Raw genomic sequence first — 25,075 nt, 5'->3', positions numbered from 1 at the left:
CGTGAGCGTCAGGCAGCACGAGAAAGCCGGACGGCGCCGTGCTTTTCGGCTGGTGGGCTTGGGTCTGATCCTGTTTGGTTGTCTGCTGCGGGTACTGGACCCTTATCCGGTCCGCATGTCCCGGCTGATCTATTTCGACGTGTTGCAGCGGTTGTCCCCGCGCGCCTTCGATCCCGATTTGCCGGTTCGGGTCGTCGATATCGACGAGACGTCGCTGGAGAATTGGGGCCAATGGCCCTGGCCCCGGACCTTGTTGACGCAGATGGTCGAACGTTTGGGCGAGTATGGCGCCGCTTCAATCGCCTTTGACATGTTGTTCGCCGAGCCCGATCGGTACTCACCGTCGCGGCTGCTGAGTGATCCGGCCCTGGCTGACATTCTCAGCGCCAAAGAGGAGGCCGCCCAGCTGGACAATGACATCTTGTTCGGGGCCGAGGTTTCGAACTGGCCCGTCGTGATGGGTGTAGCAGCACGGTTGACCGGAGGGGATCAGGACATTGCCCCGAAGGCCGGAATCGTGGAGATCGGCGAAAACCCGGCCGCCGGGCTGGTGTCCGTGCCCCACTGGACTCCGCTGGCGCCACCGCTGGACCGGGATGCAACCGGGATCGGCGGTGTGAATGTTTCACCTTTGGGCGGCACGGGCGTGGTGCGTCGGGTTCCGGTCTTGTGGCAGGGGCCAAGCGGTGTTCTGCCCGGCCTTGGACTGGAGGCTCTGAGGGTCGCGACGGGCGAGCCGGTGATCTTCATCGAAGGGGCGCAGGGCGAGTCCGGCATCGTGCTGTCGGTCGAATTGGCGGGTCTGGTTCTGCCCACAACGGAAAACGGAGAGGTCTGGGTCAGGTACAGACCGGATGATCCCGGGCTCTACCTATCGGCCGATGACATACTGCAATCCGCAGATGATCCGGTTCTGCGCAGCCAGATCGAAGGCCGGATCGTATTGATCGGAACGTCGGCGGCAGGTCTGTTCGACATGCATCAGACTGCGTTGGGAGAGTCCGTTCCCGGCGTCTCCATCCACGCCCAAGTCATCGAGCAGGCGCTGCTGGGCGACATGCTGACCCGGTCGGATGTCACCGCCGCCCTCGAGCTTCTGGCTTTCATCATCCTTGGAGTCGTCGTCACGGTCGTCATGTCCAGCTTTGGGGCCGTTGCCTCGTTCATGGCGGGCGGCATCGCGGCGGCCGTGGTTGTCGGGGTCAGTTGGTTGGCGTTTCAGAACCAGTCCGTGCTGTTCGATGCAACCTTCCCGCTTGCCGGCGGGATGGCCAATTTCGGGCTGTTGTCCGGTTATCTGTTCATATCGACCGAGCGGGAAAAGCGGGTGATCCGGCGGATCTTCTCGCACTATGTCGCGCCCGAGATCCTGGACGAGATGGATGCAACCGGACACGAACTGCAACTGGGTGGAGAAACGCAGGAAATCACGGTCATGTTCTCGGACATTCGCGGGTTTACACCGTTGTCCGAGCGGGTGTCGGCCACGGACCTGGTCGCGCTGCTCAATGAACTGTTCTCGGTCATCGGAGACCGGATCCTGCACGAAAAAGGCACCATCGACAAATTCATCGGGGATGCGGTCATGGCGTTCTGGAACGCGCCGGTTCCGGTGGAACGGCACCCGCTTCTGGCGGCGCAGGCTGTGTTGCGGATGCGGCGAGCTCTGGCCGAATTCAACGCATCGGACACGATGCGCGGGCATCCTCCGATCGCATTGGCGACAGGATGCGCCACGGGAATGGCCTGTGTCGGCAACATCGGCTCGCGGCGGCGATTCAACTACACGGTGATCGGAGATGTGGTCAACGTCGCCGCTCGAATCGAGCAAAGTTGCCGCCAGGTCGAATATGACATCCTGATCTCAAGCTCAGTCTCACAGGCCGCTGGCGCCGATCTCGCGATGCTCGAAGCAGGGCTTGTTCATCTGAAAGGCAAGACCGAACTGGAGCCGATTTTTGCTTTGGTCGGTGACAGCGCGTTGGCCCATAGCGCGGATTTCCAGAAGCTGCAGGAGATGCATCAGGATCTGATCACTGCGATACGTGCACGGCGGTCTCACGACGAAATACAGCGCTTGAGCGAAGCCTGCAGCGCCCAAGCAGGCTTGGTCGAACCGGGCCTGCGCGCGTTCTATGCGGCCTTGCCGGGAAGGTCGGCTGATTTCCGGTTCGACATCCGCTCGGGCCAGGCGATGTTCAGTCATCATGGCAACGTGCACCGGTTTCCGGGATGACAGGGACCCATTGCGGGCCGCAGAGTCAAAACGGGCCGCGCCTTTTTTCAAAAGCACGACCCGTTTCGATCGGACAGGGTTCTCAGTCTCGCCCCCTCGAATACTATCTACAAAATCACGAACTAAAACTTCGATACATTCGAGACTGATCCACATTCCCAATCGGGATGACACATTGATGCCTGATTTCAACCGGGGCGACAGTGAAGCAGTTCACATTCGCAGAAACTTTTTTACATATTTCTCCACTCGAAGAATCCGGGCCCGGCACGGTGCAGCAGTTTTACCGCCATGGCCCGGCCCATTTCCGCTGCGTCCTCCGTCGAACCGGTCTCGCTCTCACTGATGGCATCCGATCCATCCGGGCGCAGGACTTCGCCGCGTAGGCGCAACTGCCCATCGGTAAGTTCAGCCAGGCCGGCAATCGGAGTTTCGCAAGACCCATCCAGCGCGGCCAGCAACGTGCGCTCGGCCGCCAAGCGACAGGCCGTTTCAGAGTGATGAATGGCCTCCAGCATCTCGGCGGCCCGGTGGTCGTCCGCGCGGCGTTCGATGCCGATCGTGCCTTGCGCGATGGCCGGCAGCATGTCGTCGGGCGAGATCGCGGTGGCAGGCACGTCCCGCATGTTCAGGCGGCGGATGCCGGCCATGGCCAGGAATGTGCATTCGGCCACACCATCGGCCAGCTTCTTCAGTCGAGTCTGTACGTTGCCCCGGAACTCGACCACGTTCAGATCGGGCCGGCGGTGCAGCAACTGGGCCCGCCGCCGCAGCGACGAGGTGCCGACGACCGCACCCTTGGGCAGGTCATGGATCGAGTTGAGGCGGGGCGAGATGAAGGCATCGCGCACGTCTTCGCGCGGCAGGAACGTGTCCAGCACCAGCCCCTGCGGCTGTTCAACCGGCATGTCCTTGGTCGAGTGCACGGCGATGTCGATGTCCCCACCCAGCATCGCCTCTTCGATTTCCTTGGTGAACAGGCCCTTGTTTCCGATCTCTTTCAACGGGCGGTCCGCGTCGATCATGGCGCGGTTGTCGCCGGTGGTCTTGATCACCACGATCTCAAACGCCTGTTCGGGCAGGTCGAAGGCATCGCACAGCCGCTGACGGGTTTCATGGGCCTGGGCCAGCGCCAGCGGCGAACCACGGGTGCCGATCTTCAGCGGCGATGCGGGGGTGGGCAGGGTCAAAGTCATGGGCACAGCTTTAGTCGCGTCACATTGCCCTGACAATGGGGGCCGCGCTTGACATTTTGCCGCTGAAGGCGGACCCGTTGCGCGAACCGGAATAGTGGGGGCTGACATGGCCGAGAACAAGAAACTGCTGCGGGCGCTGGCGGGCGAGGTACTGGACACGCCGCCGATCTGGATGATGCGACAGGCCGGACGCTATCTGCCGGAATACCGCGCGACGCGGGAACAGGCGGGCGATTTCCTGTCGCTGTGCTACACCCCCGATCTGGCGGCGGAGGTTACGCTGCAGCCGATCCGCCGCTATGGGTTCGATGCCGCGATCCTTTTTGCCGACATCCTGCTGGTGCCGCAGGCGCTGGGCGCCGACCTTTGGTTCGTCACCGGCGAAGGGCCGCGCCTGTCAACGATCACGCAGCAATCGGATTTCGATGCACTGAAACCGGTTGATGCGATCCACGAGACACTGTCACCCGTCTATGAAACCGTGAGCATCCTGTCGCGCGAGTTGCCGTCCGAGACGACTCTGATTGGCTTTGCCGGCGCCCCGTGGACCGTTGCGACCTATATGATCGCCGGGCGTGGCACCCCTGATCAGGGTCCCGCCCACGCCCTGCGTGAGGAAAACACCGCGCTGTTCGAGGCCTTGCTGGACCGGATCACGGCGGCCACGATCGAATATCTGTCGGCTCAGATCGAAGCGGGGGCCGAGGTGGTCAAGATTTTCGACAGCTGGGCCGGGTCGCTGAAAGGTGAGGCCTTCACCAAATATGCGGTCGAGCCGTGTCGGACCATCACCCAGGCGCTCAAGGAACGCCACCCGGGCATTCCGGTCATCGGTTTCCCGCGTGAGGCGGGCGAGGCCTATGTCGGTTTCGCGAAGGCCACCGGTGTCGATTGCGTGGCGCTGGACAACTCGGTTGCGCCGGAATGGGCCGCCGAACATGTGCAGGTGGATGGCTGCGTGCAAGGCAACCTGGCCTCGTCTCACATGGTCACCGGTGGGCAGGCGCTGGTGGATGAGACCCGCCGCATCGTGCGCGCCTTTTCCAAGGGGCCGCATATTTTCAATCTGGGTCACGGGATCACGCCGGATGCCGACCCGGAGAATGTACAGTTGATGATCGACACGGTGCGCGGCAGGTAGGCGGCGTGCGAGGGGGCCAGCCCCCTCTTGGCCGTTGGCCAGATGAAGCGTGTGTCAGGTCTTCTTGAGAGCCTGAAGTTCCGTAAGGATTTCGGTCGTGTGTTGGCCGCGGGCCGGGCTGGGTTTCGGCTGCCATTGATGGTTGGAGAAGCGCGGGGCGGCGGCGGCCTGCAGGGTGCCGTCTGTTTCTCGCCAGGTTTGGCGGACGGTGTTCATCGGGTGGGTTGCGGCCTCGTCGGGGCTGAGCACCGGGGCGACGCAGGCGTCTGATCCTTCGAACAGTTTGGCCCAATGGTCGCGCGGCTTGGTTGCGAAGATTTCCGCCAGGCGCCGGGTCAGGTCTGGCCAGAGAGTGCTGTCGTATTGTTGCTGGAACGCCGGGTCTTGGGACAGGCCCAGGATTTCCAGGAATTGGGCATAGAATTTCGGTTCGAGGCATTGGACCGAAACAAAGCCGCCATCCGCGCAGGCGTATGTACGGCTCCAGTGCGGGCCGTCCAGCAGGCTCTGGCCGCGCGTGTCGGACAGGTTGCCTGTCTGGCGCAGGCTCATCAGCAGGTTCATCATGTGGGCCGAGCCGTCGTAGATGGCGGCGTCGACGACCGTGCCCGTGCCGGTTGCGCGCGCGTTTAGCAGCCCGGCCAGAATGCCGGTGACCAGATACATCGCTCCGCCGCCGATATCGCCGACCAGCGTAGGCGGGGTCATCGGCTCGATGCCGGGTGGTGAGCCGTACCAGAGTGCCCCCGACAGGGCGATGTAGTTCTGATCATGTCCTGCAGTGTCGGCAAGCGGGCTGTCCTGGCCCCAGCCGGTCATGCGGCCATAGACCAGCGCCGGGTTCAGGGCGTGGCAGGCTTCGGGCCCCAGACCCAGCTTCTCCATCACGCCGGGGCGGAAGCCCTCGATCAGCGCATCGGCGGTTGCGATCAGGCGCCGGGCGGTTTCGAGGGCGTCGGGGTCCTTGAGGTCGAGCGCGATCGAGCGCTTGCCCCGGTCCAACACGGATCGGTCCGGCATGCCGGGTGTGACGGCGCCCCCCTTGCGGTGGATGGTCACGACGTCGGCCCCCAGATCCGCCAGCAGCATGGCGGCGAACGGGCCGGGGCCGAGCCCCTCGATTTCGACAACACGGATTCCGTTGAGCATGAGCAGCACTCCCTCGCGGCGATGCTGGCCGGGGCTCAGCAGGAATGCAAGACCGACCGGCAGCGACGCGGCGTCTGGCATCGGTCTGATCCGGAACGGGAAAAATCAACAAACACATCGGAATACTTGCCAGCTTGGGGCCCGCGGCGTAGCGTGCTGTTCGGGGTGGATCAGCGAGGGGTAGGATGCGTCTTTGGATCACGATCAGTGCCGCCATGGTCTTGGCGGTTCTGGTGGCAATCATCCTTCTGCTGCACCCGCCCGGCGACCTGCGCATGGCAGCCGGACCGGCGGGTGGCGCCTATATCGAAGTGGCGCAGGACTATTCCGATATCCTTGCCGAGGACGACATTCGGCTCGAGATCGTCGAAACCGCAGGGTCGGTCGAAAATGCGCGTCTCCTGGAAGGCGGGGCTGTGGATGTGGCCTTCTTGCAGGGCGGCATCGAAGTTGACCCGGATCGGGCGCAGGCCATCGGGACCGTGTTTTTCGAGCCGATGATTTTCATGGCGCGCGAGGATGCGTGGATTCCGCCCAATCCCGCGTTATGGCGTGGGTTGAGCATCAACAGCGGTGCGCCCGGGTCCGGCACCGCGGACGCATTCCGCGACTTCGAGCGCGCGGTCGGGCTGGCCCAAGAGGATAACGTGCATGTTGCACTGCCCTATGACCAGGCGGCCGACGCCTTGTTGGACGGAACGTTGGACATCGCCGTCTTTGTCGCCCCGATCGAAGCTCCCTACCTGCTGGCTGCCTACGAGGTGCCGGGACTGAAAGTTCTGAACCTTGAACATGTCGAGGCGATTTCACGTCGTTTGTCCTATGCCACTGTGGTGACCGTACCGACCGGAGGCATGTCGCTGAACCCGGTTCTACCGCCGCGCCCGGTAGATCTGATCGCTCTCGAGGCGCGACTGGTCGTGCGGCCGGGACTGCATCCGGCGTTGGTCAACCGGCTGACGATGGCGGCGATCGCCCTGCACGAGGCTCAGGGCATCATCAATGACCCCGGGGCCTTTCCGGGGATCGAAGGGACCGCATTGCCCCTCAACAACACTGCGCGGCAGCTGATACTTGAAGGGCCATCCACCTGGCATGATTGGTTGCCTTATTGGGTGGCGGCGCAGGTCAATCGGGTTTTCCTTCTGTTCCTGCCGTTCTTTTTCATCGTCCTTCCGCTGGTCCGGTTGTTGCCGCGCATCTACGCCTATTTCCAACGATGGCGTGTTTGGCAGCACTACCCGGAAATTCGTCTGATCGAACAGGACCTGGCCGACAACCCTTCCACGGAAGACCTCGTGCGGATGCAGGGACAGTTGCAGGTGCTGGACGAAAAGCTGGCGGACCTACGGCTGCCAGCGGCCTACAGGCAAGGGCAGTATGATGCCCGTCTGCATCTGGAACTGGTGCAGAAACGGATTGCCGACATGCGGGCCCAGGATTCCGGGGGCGGCGGATAATGTTTGGAACACGGTTGCCGCAACGGCAGTTCGTGGATAGGTCTTTGGTCGAATATCAGGCATTTCAAAAAAGGGGGGTGGTCCCATGCAAATGAGTGACACGCGTGAAATTCAGGCGGCGCCGTCCGATGTCTATGCGGCCCTTCTGGACCCCGAGGTGCTGAAAGCCTGCGTACCCGGTGCGCAAGAGGTCTCGGGCAATCCGACGGACGGTTACGAGGCGACCGTGGTGCAGAAGGTGGGGCCAGTAAAGGCCACGTTCAAAGGCACCGTCACGATGTCCGATATGGTTGAGGGTCAAAGCCTGACCATCGCGGGTGAGGGCAAAGGCGGGGCCGCGGGTTTTGCAAAGGGCAGCGCCAGTGTCACGTTCAGCGCCAGTGACAGCGGTGGAACGGTTCTGGCCTATGACGTGGATGCCAAGGTTGGCGGCAAGCTGGCTCAGCTTGGCAGCCGGTTGATCGACGGCTTTGCCAAAAAGATGGCTGACCAGTTCTTCTCGAACCTTCAACAGCATTTCGAAGGCCCTGCAGCGCCGGAAGAGGACAGCGAAGGCAACCCCGAGGGGGAAAAGAAAGGCTGGCTTGGCCGCCTGACCGGGCGCGAGTGAAACCTGCGTTTGCGCGCCGAGGACTGTGCGGATTTGGTCTGTTCGGCAATCCTCTGCCGCGATACTGTCCCGGCCAGAACTGGGAAAACGCATGACGACAATTCTTTCGATCAAGGATCTGCGCAAAACCTATGCCGGCGGGTTCGAAGCGCTGAAAGGCGTATCGCTGGACATCGAAGAGGGCGAGATCCTGGCCCTGCTCGGCCCGAACGGGGCGGGAAAGACCACCCTGATCTCGACGGTTTGCGGGATTACCACGCCCACGTCTGGGACGGTCACCGTTGGGGGGCACGACATCCTCACGGACTTTCGTGCAGCCCGGCGCATGATTGGCCTCGTGCCGCAGGAAATTGCGCTTGAGCCGTTCGAGAAGGTCTGGAACACCGTACGGTTTTCGCGCGGTCTGTTCGGCTATGGGCAGGACAGTGCGCGGATCGAAGAGATCCTGCGCAAGCTGTCGCTGTGGGACAAGCGCAAGAACGCGATCAAGGAACTGTCGGGCGGTATGAAGCGGCGGGTGCTGATCGCCAAGGCTCTGGCGCACGAGCCGCGGGTGCTATTTCTGGATGAACCCACCGCCGGCGTGGATGTCGAACTGCGCAAGGATATGTGGGCCATCGTCGACGAGTTGAAGGCTGCCGGTGTCACCATCATCTTGACCACCCACTACATCGAAGAGGCCGAAGCCATCGCCGACCGGATCGGTGTGATCGACAAGGGCGAACTGATGCTGGTGCAGGACAAAAACACCTTGATGGCGCAGATGGGAAAAAAACAGATCGAGGTCATGCTGACCCGGACGATCTCGGACATTCCCGGCAGTCTGGCCCACCACAATCTGGTGCTGAACGGGCAGGGCGACGCGCTGATTTATACCTACGACACCAATGCCGATCGCACCGGTATCACCACTTTGCTGAATGACGTGGCCGAGGCGGGGTTGGTGTTGCGCGACGTGCAGACCCGGCAATCAAGCCTGGAAGAGATTTTCGTCAACCTCGTGTCCGGAGATGCCGCATGAACTGGTCCGCCATCGCCGCCATCTACCGGTTCGAAATGGCCCGGTTCTTCCGTACCCTTGCGCAGAGCTTTCTGTCACCGGTTCTGTCGACCTCGCTGTACTTCGTGGTGTTTGGCACTGCCATTGGCAGTCGCATCCAGGAGGTCGAGGGCGTATCCTACGGCGCCTTCATCGTGCCGGGGCTGATCATGCTGTCGGTGGTGATGCTGTCGATCTCGAACGCGTCCTTTGGCATCTATTTCCCCAAGTTCCTAGGCACGATCTACGAACTGCTCTCGGCTCCGGTGAATTTCATCGAGATCGTGATCGGCTATGTGGGCGCCGCCGCGACCAAGGCGTTGTTCGTGGGATTGGTTATCCTGACCACTGCCACGTTCTTCGTGGACATCCGAATTGAGCATCCCTTCGCGATGGCCGCCTTTCTGATCCTGTCCTGCCTCAGCTTTTCCCTGCTGGGCTTCATCATCGGGATCTGGGCCAGCAATTTCGAACAGATGTCGCTGGTGCCGCAGCTTGTCGTCACGCCTCTGATCTTTCTGGGCGGCACGTTCTACTCGATTTCGATGCTGCCGCCGGTGTGGCAGACGATCTCGTTGTTCAACCCGGTGGTCTATTTGATCTCGGGCTTTCGCTGGTCGTTTTACGGGCTTTCGGACGTGCCCATTCTGCTAAGCCTTCTGGCGATCCTGGCCTTTACCGGCTTTTGCCTGGCGGTCATCGGTTGGATCTTCAAAACCGGGTGGCGCATCCGCAGCTAGGGCGTTGCATTTTTGCCGTGGCTGAACAGGATTTTGGTTCACGTCACGTTCATGGCAGGTGGGGTCCCTTGTTTAAGGGGCGGGCGCACTCTACATCGGCACCCATGAAACTCAGCCTGCCGTTTCTCAACAAGCAGCCAACCGTGGCTGTCGTTCGCCTGTCCGGAGCCATTGGAATGGCTGGCCGAGCCTCGCTGAACGATGCCTCTTTGGCGCCTGTTCTGGAAAAAGCCTTCCGCAAGGGAAAACCTGCCGCCGTCGCGCTCGAGATCAATTCGCCGGGCGGATCGCCGGTGCAAAGCTCGCTGATTGGTGCGCGGATCCGGCGGTTGGCCGACGAGTTCAAGGTCCCGGTCCATGCCTTTGTCGAGGATGTGGCGGCTTCGGGCGGTTATTGGCTTGCGGCTTCGGCGGACGAGATCTGGGCGGATGACAGCTCGGTTCTGGGGTCGATCGGGGTCATCTCCTCGGGGTTCGGAGCGCATGTGTTTCTGGCCCGTCAGGGGATCGAAAGGCGCGTACATACCGCCGGGAAATCCAAATCGATGCTGGACCCGTTCTCACCGGAGAAAGAAGAGGATGTCGCGCGTCTCAAGGGGCTGTTGGACGACATCCACCAGAATTTCATTGCCTATGTGAAGGCTCGACGCGGCAGTCGTTTGGACGAGGCCGCCGATCTGTTTACCGGTGAAATCTGGCTGGCGCGGCGTGCGCACGAACTTGGGCTGATCGACGGCATCGCGCATCTGAAGCCAAAGATGCAGGAAGTATTTGGCGACAAGGTCAAATTCCGGCGCTACGGGTTGCGCCGACCGATCTGGTCGCGGTTCGGAACGGACATGGCGCAGGACGCCATTTCCCTGCTCGAGGAGCGCGCGGCCTACGCGCGCTTTGGTATGTGACGTGATCGTCAAGGTCGTCATTCTGTTTCTGGTTGCCATGGGGGTCCTGGCGATGTTCGGAAAGCTGCGCTTTCCCGGTCAACAGAGATTGAATTCCGCGAAATGTCCGCGCTGCGGTCGGTTCCGGATTGGCAAGGGCCCCTGCACATGTGAGCAAGGAGGGCGTCGATGACGGCCTGGCTGCTTTCCGGTCTTGGCTTATTGATCCTGCTGTTGGCCGGTGACGCGCTGGTGCGGGGTGCGGTGAATCTCAGCCTGCGTCTGGGTGTTCCCGCCCTGATCGTCAGCCTGACGATCGTGGCTTTCGGTACCTCGGCGCCTGAGCTTCTGATCGCCATCAAGGCCATCGAGGAAAATGCGCCCGGTATCGCGCTGGGCAATGTCGTCGGTTCGAACACGGCCAACATCCTTCTGGTCCTGGGTTTGCCGGCCTTGTTGGCAACGATCCACAGCAGCGAATGCAACACGCGCAGAAACTACGTCTTCATGTTGCTGGCCTCGGTTCTGTTCATCGGTTTGGCCTTTTGCGGAGAATTCAACCTGTTCAGCGGGGCAATCCTGCTGGCGGGGTTGGCTCTGATCCTGCTCAACGCCTTCCGAGAAGCGCACGCGCATCGCAACTCCTGCTCGGAAGAGCAGGATCTGGAAGCGCTGGAAGTGCTGGAAGAGGCCGACCCGGACATGCCGTACTGGAAGGTGTCGCTGTATCTGGTGCTTGGGCTGATTGGTCTGCCGATGGGCGCGCATCTTCTGGTCGACAACGCGACCATCATTGCGCGGACCTACGGTGTCAGTGAAACGGTGATCGGGCTGACGCTGGTCGCGGTCGGAACCTCGCTTCCAGAACTGGCGACCACCGTCATGGCCGCGTTGCGCCGGCAGGCCGATGTTGCTCTGGGCAACGTCATCGGGTCGAACATGTTCAACCTTCTGGGCATTGTCGGTATTGCCACGCTGTTCGGGCGCATCCCCGTGGACCCCGAATTTCTGCAATTCGATCTTTGGGTCATGCTGGGCTCGTCCCTGCTGCTGATCCCGTTCGTCTTCTTCAAGCAAGACATCACCCGGGTCTGGGGGTTCATCTTGACGCTGCTGTACGTCACATATGTCGTGATCCTGTTGGCCTGATCTGACTGAAAGGAGCCCCTTCATGACCCGAGCACTGGTGACCGGCGCCGGCATTCGACTGGGGCGGGCCATGGCGTTGTACCTTGCGAAACGTGGCATGGACGTTGCCTTGCATCACGCAACCTCAGGCGCTGCCGCTGCCGAGACCGTGTCCGAGATCCAGGCAATGGGCCGCACTGCCGTGGCGCTGAAGGCCGATCTGCTGGACGAGGATCAGGTGCAGACCCTTTTGCCGCGCGCGGCCGAGGCGCTGGGCGGTCCGATCACCTGTCTGGTCAACAATGCGTCAATCTTCGAATACGACAACATCCGCACTGCCACCCGGCTAAGCTGGGATCGCCACATGGACAGCAACCTGCGCGCGCCCTTCGTGTTGACGCAGGCCATGGCGGGCCAGGGTCTGGAACCCGAGATGGATGAGAATGACGAACCCGTCGCGACCGGCTTGATCGTGAATATGGTCGACATGCGGGTGCGCAAACTGACGCCTGAATTCATGTCCTACACCATCGCCAAGATGGGGCTATGGGCATTGACCCGGACGGCGGCCCAGGCACTGACGCCGGCCATTCGCGTCAATGCCATTGGGCCGGGTCCAACTCTGCAGGGACACCGCCAAAGTCCCCAGCACTTCAAGACCCAACGCGAAAACACGGTCTTGGAACGCGGTGCAAATCCCTCGGATATCAACGCGGCCCTTGGGTATTTTCTGGACGCACATGCGGTCACGGGCCAGCTTTTGTGCGTTGATGGCGGCCAGCATCTGGGCTGGCAAACGCCTGATGTAGTGGGCCTTGAATAGGTATTGCCCCTGCAAGTTTTGCACCGCTCTCGATCCTGTTACAGGTTCGTTACAAAAATGTCTTTTTTTTCATATACTTGTAAAACGAGAATAAAAATATCTTTTATAATCAATGTTTTGAAATTGTGCCTATTTATTGTGCAACGCCGTGAAAACACAAGGATTCAAGGAAAAATCACGGTGCAGGGAAAGTTGTCCGCACAGTTATCCACAAGAATCGTGGATTTGTTTTCTCTTGATCTGAGGCGCGCAAGATTGCAGCCATGGTCAGAGAATCGTATCTGTCTCTCATGACCGCCGACAGCGCCCCTCAATCCCAGCCTCAGCCGACCGGCTATGCCTGCATCCAGAAATACGTGAAGACGCTGGACAGTTCGCCGGGCGTCTATCGGATGCTGGATGCGGACAGCCGGGTTCTGTATGTCGGCAAGGCGCGCAACCTGCGGGCGCGGGTGTCGAACTACACCCGCCCGGGACATTCCGGCCGGATCGAGCGGATGATTGCCTCGACCGCGTCGATGATGTTCCTGACCACCCGGACCGAGACCGAGGCGCTGCTGCTGGAACAGAACCTGATCAAGCAGCTCAAGCCCAAGTACAACGTCCTGCTGCGCGACGACAAAAGCTTTCCCAACATTCTGGTGGCCAAGGATCACCCGTTTCCGCAGATCAAGAAGCATCGCGGGGCCAAGAAGGAAAAGGGCGCCTATTTCGGCCCCTTCGCCAGCGCGGGCGCGGTGAACCGCACGCTGAACCAATTGCAGAAGGCCTTTCTGCTCCGGAACTGCTCGGATTCGATGTTCGACAGTCGCACCCGGCCCTGCCTGCTCTACCAGATCAAGCGCTGCTCGGGGCCGTGCGTGGGCATGGTTTCGCAGGCCGACTATGCCGAAAGCGTGCGTGACGCCGAGCGGTTCCTGTCCGGCCGCTCGACCCGGATCCAGGAGGAACTGGCCGCGCAGATGCAGGAGGCCTCGGACGCGATGGAGTTCGAGCGCGCCGCCGCCCTGCGCGACCGGATACGCGCGCTCACGCAGGTGCAGACGGCGCAGGGCATCAACCCGCGCGGAGTGGCCGAGGCGGATGTGATCGGCCTCTATATGGACAGCGGCCAGGCCTGCGTTCAGGTGTTCTTCATCCGCGCCAACCAGAACTGGGGCAACCGCGATTTCTATCCGCGCGTCGGTCCCGACGTCTCGCCGGCCGAGGTGATGGAGGCCTTTCTGGGCCAGTTCTACGACAACAAGGAGCCGCCGCGCCAACTGATCCTGTCGGACGGGATCGAAAACGCGGACCTGATGCAGCAGGCCCTGTCCGAAAAGGCCGGCCGCAAGGTCGAGATATTGGTGCCGCAGCGGGGCGAAAAGCTGGAACTCGTCTCGGGCGCGCTGCGCAACGCGCGCGAGGCGCTGGCCCGCCGCATGTCGGAAAGCGCGACGCAGGCCAAGCTGCTGCGCGGTCTGGCCGAGGCCTTCGATCTGGACGCGCCGCCGAACCGGATCGAGGTCTACGACAACTCGCATATCCAGGGCACCAACGCGGTGGGCGCGATGATCGTGGCCGGTCCCGAGGGGTTCATGAAGAACGCCTATCGCAAATTCAACATTCGCGGCGACGACCTGACGCCGGGCGACGACTTCGGCATGATGAAAGAGGTGCTGACCCGCCGCTTCACCCGCCTGTTGAAAGAGGACCCCGACCGCGACAAGGGCCTGTGGCCCGATCTGTTGCTGATCGATGGGGGTGCAGGGCAGGTGAGTGCCGTGCACGAGATCATGCAGGCGCACGGGGTCGAGGACATCCCCATGGTCGGTGTCGCCAAGGGCGTCGATCGCGACCACGGCAAGGAAGAGTTCCACCGCATCGGCCAGCGCCCCTTTGCCCTGAAACGCAACGACCCGGTTCTGTATTTCATTCAGCGGCTACGGGACGAGGCGCACCGCTTTGCCATCGGCACCCACCGCGCCAAACGGGCCAAGGCGATAGGCGCGACGCCGCTCGATGAAATCCCGGGCGTGGGCGCGGCCCGCAAACGTGCCCTGCTGGCGCATTTCGGCAGCGCCAAGGCGGTCAGCCGCGCCAATCTGGCTGACCTGAAGGCGGTGGACGGGATCTCGGCCGGTCTGGCGCAGAAGGTCTATGATTTCTTTCACGAAAAGGGCTGAGGCCGCCGGCGCCCGCGCCACAGAATGTAAAGCCCCGAGGCCACGATCAGCGCGCTGCCCAGCCACATGGTCTGGTCCAGATGCTCGTCGAATATCAGCACGCCCAGCCCGATACCGAACAGAAGGCGGGTATAGCGAAACGGGGTCACGGCCGACACTTCGCCCGTCCGCATGGCCAGCATCAGCGAAGCATAGGCCACCGCCCCCATCACCACGGCTCCGGTCAGATGCAGGGCGGTTTGGGCGTCCACGGGCACTGCGGCGGTGCCTTCGAAAGCCCGGTACAGACCGCCGGCGACGACAATTGACAGAAAGCCGTAAAACCCAAGAACGGTGGTGCCCAGCGTGGCAGGGGCCGCGCGGCTGGCCAGATCGCGGCCGGCAAAGCCCAGCATTCCCAGCACCGCAAGAATGGACAGGGCCGAGAAACTGTCTCCGGTTGGCTGGATGATGATCACCACTCCGATCAGTCCGACCAGAATGGCGCTCCAGCGCCGCCAGCCGACGGTTTCCCCGAAGAACAGCGCGGCACCCGCCACCACGACCAGCGGCGTGGCCTGCAGGATCACGGTGGCCGAGGACAGCGGCGTCAGGGCGATGGCCAACACATAGAACAGGCGCCCGAAGACTTCGAACAGCACCCGGATCTTCATCGGCTTGGAGAGGACATCGGGGTGTAGCAACCGCCGCCCCTGTAGCAACGCGACCCCGGCGAAAATCAACGCCCCGCCCAGTCCGAACAGCACCAGAACCTGCCAGATGGGCAGCACTTTGGCCGCACTTTTCAACAGCGCGTCCTCCAGGGCGAACCCGGCCATGGCCGCGATCATCCAGGCGCTGCCGATCAGGTTTGCGCGCGCATCGGTTCTGATATGTGAGGTCAAGGGGCGGATCTTTCCTGGCTGGCGATACCCACGCAACCTGACCCGTTCTTCGCGCCGCGCCAAGGGGGAAACGGTCATCGATCCACTGCCTGCGACGGTCTGACCTGCCGTGGTCCAAACACCTGTGTTCTTGGCAGTTTTTTGTCGTGCCGTCTTTTCTGTTCCCGGCCATGGTTGTAGGGTCCAGCGCATGAAGTGGAACCTGCCGAATATTCTGACTTTGCTGCGCCTACTGGCCGCGCCCGGCCTGGCGGTGATGTTTCTGTATTTCACGCGGCCCTATGCCGATTGGTTCGCGCTGATCCTGTTCCTGTCGGCGGCCATAACCGACTGGTTCGACGGCTATCTGGCGCGCGCTTGGAAGCAGGAAACCAAGATGGGCGCGATGCTGGACCCGATTGCCGACAAGGCGATGGTGGTGATCGCACTGATGATCCTGGTCGGCTATTCGACCGAGCACTGGACGCCCTGGCTGGTGCTACCCGCCACCGTGATCCTGTTCCGCGAGGTCTTCGTCTCGGGCCTGCGCGAGTATCTGGGCGACGTGGCCGGAACGCTCAAGGTCACCAAGCTGGCCAAATGGAAGACGACCGCGCAGATGGTGGCGATCGCCGTGCTGTTTTCGCAAGGCATATTCGAGCACTATTTCGTCATGTCCACCTTCGGCATGGATGCCGCGCTGATCGACCAGATCCTGTCGGGTCAGGTCGAGGACATCTCGGGCCTGCAATGGAAGCTGGATGGCATGTTCTGGTCGGGCCGCATCGGGTTGTGGTTGCTGTGGATCGCGGCGACGCTGACGTTGATCACCGGCTACGACTACCTACGTAAAGCCATGCCCCATCTGAAGGAGGGCTGACGCATGGATGTCTTGTATTTCGCTTGGGTCCGCGAGCGGATCGGCGTGCCGAAGGAAAAGGTCGAAACCACCGCGGCCACGGTCTCCGATCTGGTGGCTGAACTCAGCGCCCGTGAAGACCGCTATGCCGCGGCCTTTGCAGACGTCTCCGCCCTGCGGGTCGCGCTGGATCAGGAACTGTCGGATTTCGACGCGCCGCTGGCCGGCGTCCGCGAAGTGGCCTTTTTCCCGCCCATGACCGGCGGGTAGGGTGATGCGGATTTCCGTCCAGCAAGAGCCGTTTGATCTGGGGGCCGAGGCCAATGCCTTTGCCGCGGGTGACACGGCCAATGGCGCTATCGTCACCTTTACCGGCGTCGTGCGCGATCTGGCCCAGACCGATCTGGCCTGCATGGAGATCGAGCATTATCCCGGCATGACCGAACGCGCCATCGCCAAGATCGCCGAGGAAGCCAAAAACCGGTGGTCGCTGGGCGATGTGCTGGTGATCCATCGCCATGGGCGGCTGGCCCCGGGTGACCGGATCATGATGGTTGCAACGGCAGCCCCGCACCGCAAGGATGCGTTCGAGGCTGCCGAATACCTGATGGACTACTTAAAATCCCGCGCCCCGTTTTGGAAAAAGGAAATCACCGCGTCCGGGGCCGATTGGGTTGCCGCCAAGGACGAGGACGAGGACGCGCTGTCGCGCTGGTAAGCCTCAATCGGCGTTGTTGATCCGGCCGCGCAATTCCTCGGCTTCCTGGCGGGCGGCGCGCAGCCCGTCCATAGCCGCGGCCAGCTCGGCCTCGGTCTGGGTTAGCTGGTTGGTCAGCTCGGCCTCACGCTGCTGCAGATAGGTGATCGCCTGATCGCGGGTTTCCTCGGCTTCGTGCAACTCCTGGCTCATGCGGTCCAGATCGGCCACGTCGGATTGGCGCACGCGCGACAGGCGGTGCACCAGCCAGTTGGCGAACCAGCCCATGCAGAAGGCGGCGAACAGGATGACGGCGGTGGCGATGATGAATTCGGTTCTGTTCAACTTACTGGTCCCCTGCATCCGTTTCGGATGCTTCTTCTTCTGTTGGCGCAGGTTCGGTTGCGCTTGTCTGGGTCTCCAACGCTTCCAGACCGGTTTCCTGATTGGCGACCGGCTCGGGCCGGATCAGGCGGAATTCGATGCGCCGGTTTTTCTCGCGCCCGTCTTCGGTGTCATTGTCTGCAATCGGCTGCGTCTCACCATATCCTGCGGCCGAGTAGCTTTTGGTCGGCACCCGACGGGCGCGCAATTCGTTCAGGATAGACTGGGCGCGTGACTGGCTCAGCTGCTGGTTCATCTCTTCACGGCCCTGGCTGTCGGTATGACCCTGGATTTCGATCCGGATCGGTCCGCATTCGCGCAGGATTTCGGCAATCTGGTTAAGACTGTCGCGGGATCCAGACGAGACCGTAGCCGACCCGGGCTCGAACGTGATTTTGCGGGTTTCCTGAACCTCGGCGATGCGACTTTCACACTGCTCGGGGTCTGGCAGCGCGTCTTCGGGTTCGGGCGGGGGCTGATAGGTGATCGACAGGTCAAAGTCTTGCGCATCGCCCAACTTGTCGGACAGCAGGCCCGCGATCTGTGCCTTGGCGTCCTCATCGTTGCTGACGCCAGTCAACTCGACCTTGTCAGGCGTTACGGTCAGCACGCCGTTGTTCAGCCAGGACAGGGATTCCAGCCCCGCCAGAACGCGCACGGGCCAGTCCTGCGGCATCTGGTCGACCACGCGGGCGGCACTGTGAACCTGATCGGATCCGAAGGCAGCCCGGGCATAGCTGTCGATCATGTCGCGCTGTAAATCATCGCCCAGACGGCCGCGCAGTTGTACCAGACCTTCCGGGCTGCGGGTGGCGGTGAATTCCACAGGTCCGGCCTGTTCGTTGTTTTCGGGTTCAGGCAGAACCGCGTGCAGGGCAAACACTTCGGGCAGGGCGTTTTCCAACTCGCCCACGACCTTGTCGAAGGTGGCCGGGCTGGTGTTCGGTTCAGCAATCAGCGTGATGTCGGCATCCGACATCGTGACCGATCCTCGCCCGATCTCGGACAGAGCCCGGATACTCAGTTCAGCGGCCTGCGCCCATCGGGGCGATGGCACACCCAGGCCGATTGTGCAGGTATAGGGCCCTGACAGCCCGGCATCCTGCGCGGCGGCAACAATGGTGTCGCGCGCCTTTTCATCCTGTGCCGAACAGGCGTCGAACTGTCCGCCATCCTCCGAAATCAGATAGCGCAGGGTGAACGGAGTGATCACCGGGCGCGGTGCCGAAATCGCCAGACCGATGCGCAAGCTGGGCGGCGCAGCGCGTGTCAGTTCCTGTTCCAGCCGTTCTTTTTCCTGCTGGCTGTCGGCGATGGCAGTGATCTTGACCAGATCGGGGCTGGCGGAAACCTTGGCTCGCGGCAGCTTGGACAGGGCAAGAATGGCATAGGAAATCGCGTCGTCCCAGCCTTTGGGTTTCTTGTAGTCTGCGGTCTCCAGCAGGTCCGACACCCGCGCCTTCGGGTCCAGCTTCTGCAGCCGGTCCATCAGTGCGTCGCGATCCACGCTGGCCGGAACCAACCCGATCACGGATATGCCGCTGTCGTTCCGGAGAATTTCAGCCGAGAATTTGGGCGGAGTCAGGTCAGCCGTCGGGGCAATGTCCATCTCGTCGATCACCCGAGAGGTGTCGACCTGTGTACCGGCCGCGGTCAGCGCATTGAATCGCGTGGCCTCGTCCGGGGCAGTACCGGTCAGTACAACGCGCAGCCCATCCGCCTGCACTTCGGCCCACTCGTGGCCCTGCATGCTCAGTGCATTTCGAACGGCAGTTTCCGAGGTTTCTTCGATCTTGGTCACCGCGAATCCGGCGGCCAACAGACAGACCCCCGCCGACACGACAAAGATCAGGGCTGATGTCAGGAAATACGGCAAGCGCATGAGCGGTTTCTTATCTCCTCGGGCCATTGGGCGGGACTCTTACAGACACCGGTACCGAGGTGCAATCAGAGGAGCAATGCGACGCAAAGGAAGATGAGCGGAATAAGGCCGGTGTCCCGGTTGGCGCGAAACAGCTGCAGCAGTTTCGCATTGTCTTCGATGTCCAGTCCGCGCAGTTGCCACGCCATGTGCCACCCCATTGCCCAAGGTCCACCGATGGCCACGACCAGCGCCAGCACGCTGGAATTGGGCAGCGCGGCCTCGACGATGGCCAGCCCCATCAGCGCCACGGTCGCGACAAGGAAATACTTCAGCCATTTCGCGGTGTCGGTCCCAAACAGACGCGCGGTGGACTTGATGCCGATCAGCTCGTCATCATCGGCGTCCTGGTGGGCATAGATCGTGTCGTAGAACAGCGTCCAGGCGATGCCCGACAGGTACAGCAGGATCGCGGGCCATTCGACCGTGCCGCGATGCGCCGCCCAGGCCAGCAGTGCGCCCCAGTTGAAGGCCAGCCCCAGAAACACCTGCGGCCACCAGGTGAAGCGCTTGGCATAGGGGTAGATCGTCACCGGCAGCAGTGACAGGACGCCCATCGCGATGGCCGCCTGGTTGAAGGTCAGCAGGATCGCCAGCGCCAGAAGGCACTGGATGCCCATCCAGATCACCGCCTGCCGCACGCTGACCTGACCTGAGGGGATGGGCCGGGAGCGCGTGCGGGCGACCTGCGCGTCGAACTTGCGGTCGGTGATGTCATTCCAGGTGCAACCAGCGCCACGCATCAGAAAGGCCCCGGCCGCGCACCCCACGGCAATCCACAGATCGCCCCACCGCGGCTGACCGTCCTGAAGGATCGCCAGCGCCAGGCCCCACCAGCACGGGATCAACAGCAGCCACGTCCCGATCGGCCGGTCCGCGCGCGACAGCCGCAGATAGGGGCGGGCAAAGGCCGGGGCGCGGGTATCGACCCAGTTGCCGGTTACGGCGTCGGCGACCTGACCGTCTGGTGTTGGGGCATTGCCTTGCATATGTAGGGTCTCATGAGTGCGAAGATCAGGCTGTATGTAGATCACCCTTTGGGTGCGGGGCAATCGGTTCCTTTGACGCGCGAGCAGGCCCATTACCTGTTCGGCGTCATGCGTCTGGCCGTGGGCGGGCAGGTGGCCCTGTTCAACGGCCGCGATGGCGAGTGGCTGGCGCAGGTGGCCGAGGCGGGCAAACGGGGCGGCGCTCTGAGCTGTCTTGAACAGACCCGGCCACTGCAACTGCCGCCGGACCTGTGGCTGCTGTTTGCCCCGATCAAGAAAGCGCGGACCGATTTCATCGTCGAAAAGGCGGCCGAGATGGGGGCCGCGAAGATCATGCCGGTGCAGACCGCCTTCACCAATTCCGAACGCATCCGCCAGGACCGGCTGCAGGCCCATGCGGTCGAGGCGGCCGAGCAATGTGGCGGCACCTTCGTGCCCGAGGTCTGCAACCTGCAACGGCTGGACAAGCTGTTGGACAACTGGCCGGACGGCCGCCAGCTGATGTTCTGCGACGAGGTCGAGGCCGGGTCGGCCCTGCGCCTGGCCGCGCAGGACAAGGGCCGACCGTGGGCCATCCTGATCGGCCCCGAGGGCGGGTTCTCCGATGCCGAGCGCCAGCGGCTGAAGGATCTGCCTTTCACGCATGTGGTCAGCCTAGGGCCGCGCATCCTGCGAGCCGATACGGCGGCGGTGGCCGCGATGACCCTGTGGCAACAGGCGCTGGGGGATTGGTCCTGATGCGGCGGCTGGCGCGGCAACAGGACATTCCGGCGATCGAACGGTTTCTTCTGGATCATGTGCAAAGCTCGATGTTCGCGCTGGCCAACCTGCGAGACTTTGGCCTGAACGCACCCGCGCCGCGCGCGATGAGCATGTGGATGCTGGGCGACCCGCTGCGCGGCGTGTTCGGCATCACCAACGAAGGCATGATCCTGCCGCAATGCCCGGATCTGCCCGAGGCCGACCTGACCGCGGCAGCTGACCTGATCCGGGGCCGCACGGTCATGGGGCTGGCGGGCGAAGCTTCGCAAGCCCGCCGGTTTCTACAACAGGCCGGATGGCAGGACCGCGCCGCGCATCTGGACCGGGACGAACCGTCCTTTGCGCTGGATCTGCGCGACCTGATCGTTCCGCCAACGGAAAACGCACGGCTGGTGCCGCTGTCGGATGGCGACCGAAGCCTGTTGATCCGCTGGCGCGAGGCCTATCATCTGGAATCTTTGGGCACCGACCCGGGCATGGCCCGCAAGGCCGCGCAGAAGGACATCGACGGATATATTCAGCGCGACTCGCACCGGCTGCTGATGGTCGACGGCCAGCCCGTCAGCATGACAGGCTTCAATGCCACGCTGCCCGAGATCGTCCAGATCGGCGGCGTGTTCACCCCGCCCGCGCTGCGCGGTCGGGGCTATGCCCGCACCGCCGTCGCCCTGCATCTGGCCGAGGCGCGGGCCGCCGGCGTTCGCAAGGCCGTTCTGTTTGCGGCTTCAAACGCCGCCGTGCGTGCTTATGTTGCTATTGGGTTTGCCCCTGCCGGGACCTTTTCACTGGTCCTGTTCAGCGATCAGATGGAGGCCGCGTCATGAGTTTCATCCGTCCCGAAGCCAAACTGGCCCTGTGGCGCTGGCGCGAGGTGCTGGCCGCCGGGTTCGTTCTGATCCTTGGCCTCAGCTGGATCGGCGGGCCGGGCGGGTTTCTGGGCTGGCTAGGCTGGGTACTTGTGGTGGTCTCGATCGCGCTGGCCGTGATCGGGGTACAGCGGGCCCGCTTTCGGCTGGGCGCGGGCGGGCCGGGCGTGGTATCTGTGGATGAAGGGCAGATCGCCTATCTGGGGCCGCTGGAAGGCGGCATCGTCGCCACCCGCGAAATCGAGAGCCTGACGCTGGACCCCACCGCCAGCCCCGCGCATTGGGTGCTGCAGCAGCCCGGCCAGCCGCCGCTTCACATTCCCGTGAATGCCGAGGGGGCCGAGGCGCTGTTCGACGTGTTCTCGGCCCTGCCGGGGCTGCGGACCGAGCGGATGCTGTCGGAACTCAAGGGCGGGGCGTCGCATCCGGTGGTGATCTGGGAACGCCACCCCTCGCGCCCGGCGCACATCCGGTTGAACTGACCGTGCATTGACACCGGGGGAGATTGCGACCACCACTGACCCCCACGACTCGACACATCAGGATCGGAGCACGGTTCATGTCCATTCCTCAGTCCGGCGGCGGGCCGATCGAACGCCACGAACAACTGGCCGAATACCTGGCCGATGGCTGCAAACCCAAAAGCGAATGGCGCATCGGGACCGAGCACGAGAAATTCGGCTACTGCAAGGACACGCTGAAACCGCTGCCCTATGAGGGCGAACGCTCGATCCTAGCGGTGCTGCAGGGGCTGCGCGACGGGCATGGCTGGACCCCCGTGGAAGAGGCGGGCAAGCTGATCGGGCTGGAAAAGGACGGAGCAAACGTCTCGCTGGAACCGGGGGGGCAGCTGGAGCTGTCGGGCGCGCCACTGGAGACCATCCACGAGACCTGCGACGAAGTGAACGCGCATCTGCGCGACGTGAAGGACATCGCCGACAAGATCGGCGTAGGCTTCATCGGGCTGGGCGCCGCACCGATCTGGAAGCATGAGGATATGCCGCTGATGCCCAAGGGCCGGTATGTCCTGATGAACGACTACATGGAAAAGGTCGGCGACATGGGCCGCGCCATGATGCGCCGGACCTGCACGGTTCAGGTCAACATCGATTTCGGGTCCGAGGCGGACATGGTGCAGAAGCTACGCGTGGCGCTGGCCCTGCAGCCGGTGGCGACCGCGCTGTTTGCCAACTCGCCCTTCTTCGAGGGCAAGCCCAACGGCCACAAAAGCTGGCGCAGCTACATCTGGCGGCATCTGGATGACGCGCGCACCGGCATGCTGCCCTTCGTGTTCGAGGACGGCTTCGGGTTCGAGCGCTACGTGGAATATGCCTTGGATGTGCCGATGTATTTCGTCTATCGCGACGGCAAATATATCGATGCGCTGGGCATGTCGTTCCGCGATTTCCTGCAGGGAAAGCTGCCCGCGCTGCCGGGCGAGACGCCGACGCTTTCGGATTGGGCCGATCACCTGACCACCGCCTTCCCCGAGGCGCGGATCAAGAAATTCATGGAAATGCGCGGGGCTGACGGCGGCCCGTGGCGCCGCCTGTGCGCGCTGCCCGCTTTCTGGGTGGGGCTGACCTATGACCAGTCCGCGCTGGATGCCGCATGGGATCTGGTCAAGGGCTGGGACGCCGAAACCCGCGAGGGGCTGCGCGTCGCCGCGGCCCAAGACGGGCTGCAGGCGCAGGTCGGCGGCATCAACATGCACGATCTGGCGCGCGAGGTGGTGGCCATCGCTGACTCCGGCCTGAAGGCCCGGGCGCGGCCGGGTGCCGGCGGGCTCGTCCCGGACGAGACCCATTTCCTGAACGCGCTGAAGGAAAGCATCCAGTCCGGCAAGGTGCCGGCCGACGAACTGCTCGAGGATTACCACGGCGACTGGCAGGGCGATCTGACGCGGATCTACCCCGAATACAGCTACTGACCGCGACCTGTTGCAATTAGGGGCCTGTTAGCCACATTCCCGGACCGCGCCTTGTTCGGCGGCGGCGTTTGCGCGATACATTCGGGTCAGGTTGTCCGGTCGTGGTGCTTTCATGGCGCGTATCAGTGAGTTGCATTATTCCAATGCCTATGCCGCGAATTTGGGCGTGTCCGAATTCCTGGAGGTGTCCCTTCGCCCGGACGAAGACCCGGCGGATTTCACCGTGTCTTTCTATCAGGCGAACGGGCAGGTCGGGATCGAGATCCCGCTGAACGATCCTTCCGTTCAGGTCACCGTGGACCCCGACAATAACGAGATCGTCTATGTCATCTCGGCCGATGATTTCCCGATCTTCCTGACCGATCCGGATGGCGGCGGGTCCAACAACTACGAAGCCTATGCGCTGACCAACAACGCCACCAGCGAAGTGGTCGACTTCTACGACATCGGTGGCGGCACGCAGAACATCGTCGCGGTCGATGGGTTGGCGGCCGGGGAAACCTCGGTCAACCTGCCGGTGCTGGTCGGGCCGAACCAGACCACGACGACCCTGCAATTCAACCAGCCCGATCCCGGCACGCTGACATATGGCCCCTTGTCGCCCGGGGATACCGGGGCCGCGTGTTTCACGGCAGGAACCTTGGTGGATACCCCCGAGGGGCCGCGCCGGATCGAGACGTTGCAGCCCGGCGACACTGTCCTGACCGTCGATGACGGCCCTTGCCGGGTGCGCTGGATCGGCGGCCGCACGGTGCGCGGCGTGGGCCGGTTTGCGCCGGTGCGCATCCGCGCGGGTGTTCTGGGCGCCACGGCAGACATTCTGGTCTCGCCCCAGCACCGCATTCTTGTCAGCGGCTGGCAAGCCCAGCTTCTGTTCGGCGAGGATGAGGTTCTCGTTCCGGCCAAGTCGCTGGTCAACGGCGACACCGTCACCGTGCAGCCCTGCGACATCGTTCGTTATGTCCATCTGTTCTTCGACCGGCACCAGCTGGTCACCACTTCGGGTCTTGTGTCCGAGAGCTTCTTTCCGGGGCAGGAGGCGCTCTCGGGGCTGGAACAGGAGGCCGCGCGCGAGCTGTTTGCGCTGTTCCCCGACCTGCGGACCCATCCGCAGGGCTATGGCCCCACGATCCGCCCGGTCCGGTGTGATCGACAGGCAGCGGTTCTGCGCGCGACCTGATCGCGCGGCCCGGCCCTCTTGCTTTCGCGCGCTGCTGTGATAGCAGGACAGCAACA

24 protein-coding genes are annotated in these 25,075 nt (G+C 62.8%); 18 read left to right on the top strand and 6 right to left on the bottom strand.

The window, feature by feature from the left end:
• Position 1 precedes the first annotated feature (1 nt).
• Positions 2–2,236: a CHASE2 domain-containing protein gene (locus AC2FNL_RS02155; protein ID WP_496832073.1), complete on the top strand. Its 2,235-nt coding sequence runs from the start codon at positions 2–4 to the stop codon at positions 2,234–2,236.
• Between the two features lie 233 nt (positions 2,237–2,469).
• On the opposite strand, the gene hemC is transcribed toward AC2FNL_RS02155, so the two are convergent.
• Positions 2,470–3,432 (bottom strand): hydroxymethylbilane synthase, encoded by a 963-nt coding sequence (gene hemC, locus AC2FNL_RS02150; protein ID WP_496832071.1) that lies wholly within the window; start codon positions 3,430–3,432, stop codon positions 2,470–2,472.
• Positions 3,433–3,538: 106 nt separating this feature from the next.
• Here hemC and hemE point away from each other — a divergent pair, with 106 nt between their 5' ends.
• Positions 3,539–4,573 (top strand): uroporphyrinogen decarboxylase, encoded by a 1,035-nt coding sequence (gene hemE, locus AC2FNL_RS02145; RefSeq protein ID WP_496832069.1) that lies wholly within the window; start codon positions 3,539–3,541, stop codon positions 4,571–4,573.
• Positions 4,574–4,627: 54 nt separating this feature from the next.
• Here the strand turns inward: hemE and AC2FNL_RS02140 are convergent, their stop codons facing one another.
• Positions 4,628–5,722, bottom strand: coding sequence for a CaiB/BaiF CoA transferase family protein (locus AC2FNL_RS02140; protein WP_496832261.1), 1,095 nt, complete (start codon positions 5,720–5,722; stop codon positions 4,628–4,630).
• A 185-nt stretch (positions 5,723–5,907) separates the two neighbouring features.
• On the opposite strand from AC2FNL_RS02140, the gene AC2FNL_RS02135 reads away from it, so the two are divergent.
• The 8 genes from AC2FNL_RS02135 (at position 5,908) to uvrC (ending at position 14,568) form a co-directional block, all read left to right on the top strand.
• The gene (locus AC2FNL_RS02135; protein ID WP_496832067.1) at positions 5,908–7,182 is read left to right on the top strand and encodes a TAXI family TRAP transporter solute-binding subunit; all 1,275 of its coding nucleotides are present in this window, start codon (positions 5,908–5,910) and stop codon (positions 7,180–7,182) included.
• 85 nt (positions 7,183–7,267) lie between these two features.
• Complete coding sequence (locus AC2FNL_RS02130; RefSeq protein WP_093963581.1) at positions 7,268–7,792, top strand: SRPBCC family protein; 525 nt, start codon at positions 7,268–7,270, stop codon at positions 7,790–7,792.
• Between the two features lie 91 nt (positions 7,793–7,883).
• On the top strand, positions 7,884–8,813 hold the full coding sequence (locus tag AC2FNL_RS02125; RefSeq protein WP_170343068.1) for an ABC transporter ATP-binding protein: 930 nt from the start codon (positions 7,884–7,886) through the stop codon (positions 8,811–8,813).
• Entirely contained in the window at positions 8,810–9,571 is a 762-nt protein-coding gene (locus tag AC2FNL_RS02120; RefSeq protein ID WP_093963579.1) for an ABC transporter permease, read from the top strand. The genes AC2FNL_RS02125 and AC2FNL_RS02120 overlap by 4 nt, the downstream gene beginning before the upstream one ends.
• Positions 9,572–9,675: 104 nt before the next feature.
• Entirely contained in the window at positions 9,676–10,473 is a 798-nt protein-coding gene (locus AC2FNL_RS02115; protein ID WP_093963578.1) for a S49 family peptidase, read from the top strand.
• Between the two features lie 168 nt (positions 10,474–10,641).
• The gene (locus tag AC2FNL_RS02110; RefSeq protein ID WP_170440229.1) at positions 10,642–11,601 is read left to right on the top strand and encodes a calcium/sodium antiporter; all 960 of its coding nucleotides are present in this window, start codon (positions 10,642–10,644) and stop codon (positions 11,599–11,601) included.
• A 22-nt stretch (positions 11,602–11,623) separates the two neighbouring features.
• A complete protein-coding gene (locus AC2FNL_RS02105) occupies positions 11,624–12,403 on the top strand; it encodes an SDR family oxidoreductase (RefSeq protein WP_496832063.1) in 780 nt (259 codons plus the stop codon).
• A gap of 290 nt (positions 12,404–12,693) precedes the next feature.
• Positions 12,694–14,568, top strand: coding sequence for an excinuclease ABC subunit UvrC (uvrC, locus tag AC2FNL_RS02100; RefSeq protein WP_496832061.1), 1,875 nt, complete (start codon positions 12,694–12,696; stop codon positions 14,566–14,568).
• Here uvrC and AC2FNL_RS02095 read toward each other — a convergent pair.
• On the bottom strand, positions 14,553–15,452 hold the full coding sequence (locus AC2FNL_RS02095) for a DMT family transporter (protein ID WP_496832259.1): 900 nt from the start codon (positions 15,450–15,452) through the stop codon (positions 14,553–14,555). The two genes, uvrC and AC2FNL_RS02095, sit on opposite strands and share 16 nt — an antisense overlap.
• A gap of 190 nt (positions 15,453–15,642) precedes the next feature.
• Here AC2FNL_RS02095 and pgsA point away from each other — a divergent pair, with 190 nt between their 5' ends.
• Genes pgsA through AC2FNL_RS02080 form a run of 3 tightly spaced genes read left to right on the top strand, consistent with a single transcriptional unit; the run spans position 15,643 to position 17,008 of the window.
• Positions 15,643–16,311 (top strand): CDP-diacylglycerol--glycerol-3-phosphate 3-phosphatidyltransferase, encoded by a 669-nt coding sequence (gene pgsA, locus AC2FNL_RS02090; protein WP_170342342.1) that lies wholly within the window; start codon positions 15,643–15,645, stop codon positions 16,309–16,311.
• A gap of 3 nt (positions 16,312–16,314) precedes the next feature.
• Positions 16,315–16,560 (top strand): molybdopterin converting factor subunit 1, encoded by a 246-nt coding sequence (gene moaD / locus AC2FNL_RS02085; protein WP_093963573.1) that lies wholly within the window; start codon positions 16,315–16,317, stop codon positions 16,558–16,560.
• A 4-nt stretch (positions 16,561–16,564) separates the two neighbouring features.
• Positions 16,565–17,008 (top strand): molybdenum cofactor biosynthesis protein MoaE, encoded by a 444-nt coding sequence (locus AC2FNL_RS02080; protein ID WP_170342340.1) that lies wholly within the window; start codon positions 16,565–16,567, stop codon positions 17,006–17,008.
• 3 nt (positions 17,009–17,011) lie between these two features.
• Here the strand turns inward: AC2FNL_RS02080 and AC2FNL_RS02075 are convergent, their stop codons facing one another.
• The 3 genes from AC2FNL_RS02075 to ubiA form a co-directional block, all read right to left on the bottom strand.
• A complete protein-coding gene (locus AC2FNL_RS02075; RefSeq protein ID WP_093963571.1) occupies positions 17,012–17,332 on the bottom strand; it encodes a hypothetical protein in 321 nt (106 codons plus the stop codon).
• Between the two features lies 1 nt (position 17,333).
• Positions 17,334–19,253: an OmpA family protein gene (locus AC2FNL_RS02070; RefSeq protein ID WP_093963570.1), complete on the bottom strand. Its 1,920-nt coding sequence runs from the start codon at positions 19,251–19,253 to the stop codon at positions 17,334–17,336.
• Between the two features lie 65 nt (positions 19,254–19,318).
• Complete coding sequence (gene ubiA / locus AC2FNL_RS02065) at positions 19,319–20,281, bottom strand: 4-hydroxybenzoate octaprenyltransferase (protein ID WP_496832058.1); 963 nt, start codon at positions 20,279–20,281, stop codon at positions 19,319–19,321.
• A 12-nt stretch (positions 20,282–20,293) separates the two neighbouring features.
• Between ubiA and AC2FNL_RS02060 the strand changes: the two genes are divergently transcribed.
• From AC2FNL_RS02060 to AC2FNL_RS02040, 5 genes are all read left to right on the top strand, one after another.
• Positions 20,294–21,019, top strand: a complete 726-nt coding sequence (locus AC2FNL_RS02060) for a 16S rRNA (uracil(1498)-N(3))-methyltransferase (protein ID WP_496832056.1) — start codon at positions 20,294–20,296, stop codon at positions 21,017–21,019.
• Positions 21,019–21,867, top strand: coding sequence for a GNAT family N-acetyltransferase (locus AC2FNL_RS02055; RefSeq protein ID WP_496832054.1), 849 nt, complete (start codon positions 21,019–21,021; stop codon positions 21,865–21,867). Before AC2FNL_RS02060 ends, AC2FNL_RS02055 begins: the two co-directional genes overlap by 1 nt.
• Positions 21,864–22,391: a hypothetical protein gene (locus tag AC2FNL_RS02050; protein ID WP_496832052.1), complete on the top strand. Its 528-nt coding sequence runs from the start codon at positions 21,864–21,866 to the stop codon at positions 22,389–22,391. Before AC2FNL_RS02055 ends, AC2FNL_RS02050 begins: the two co-directional genes overlap by 4 nt.
• A gap of 77 nt (positions 22,392–22,468) precedes the next feature.
• Complete coding sequence (locus AC2FNL_RS02045) at positions 22,469–23,839, top strand: glutamate--cysteine ligase (RefSeq protein WP_496832050.1); 1,371 nt, start codon at positions 22,469–22,471, stop codon at positions 23,837–23,839.
• 112 nt (positions 23,840–23,951) lie between these two features.
• Complete coding sequence (locus tag AC2FNL_RS02040; RefSeq protein ID WP_496832048.1) at positions 23,952–25,019, top strand: Hint domain-containing protein; 1,068 nt, start codon at positions 23,952–23,954, stop codon at positions 25,017–25,019.
• Positions 25,020–25,075 lie beyond the last annotated feature (56 nt).

It is taken from the genome of Ruegeria sp. CRTD044 (assembly GCF_059613485.1).
This window is presented reverse-complemented; position numbering and strand designations above follow the sequence as displayed.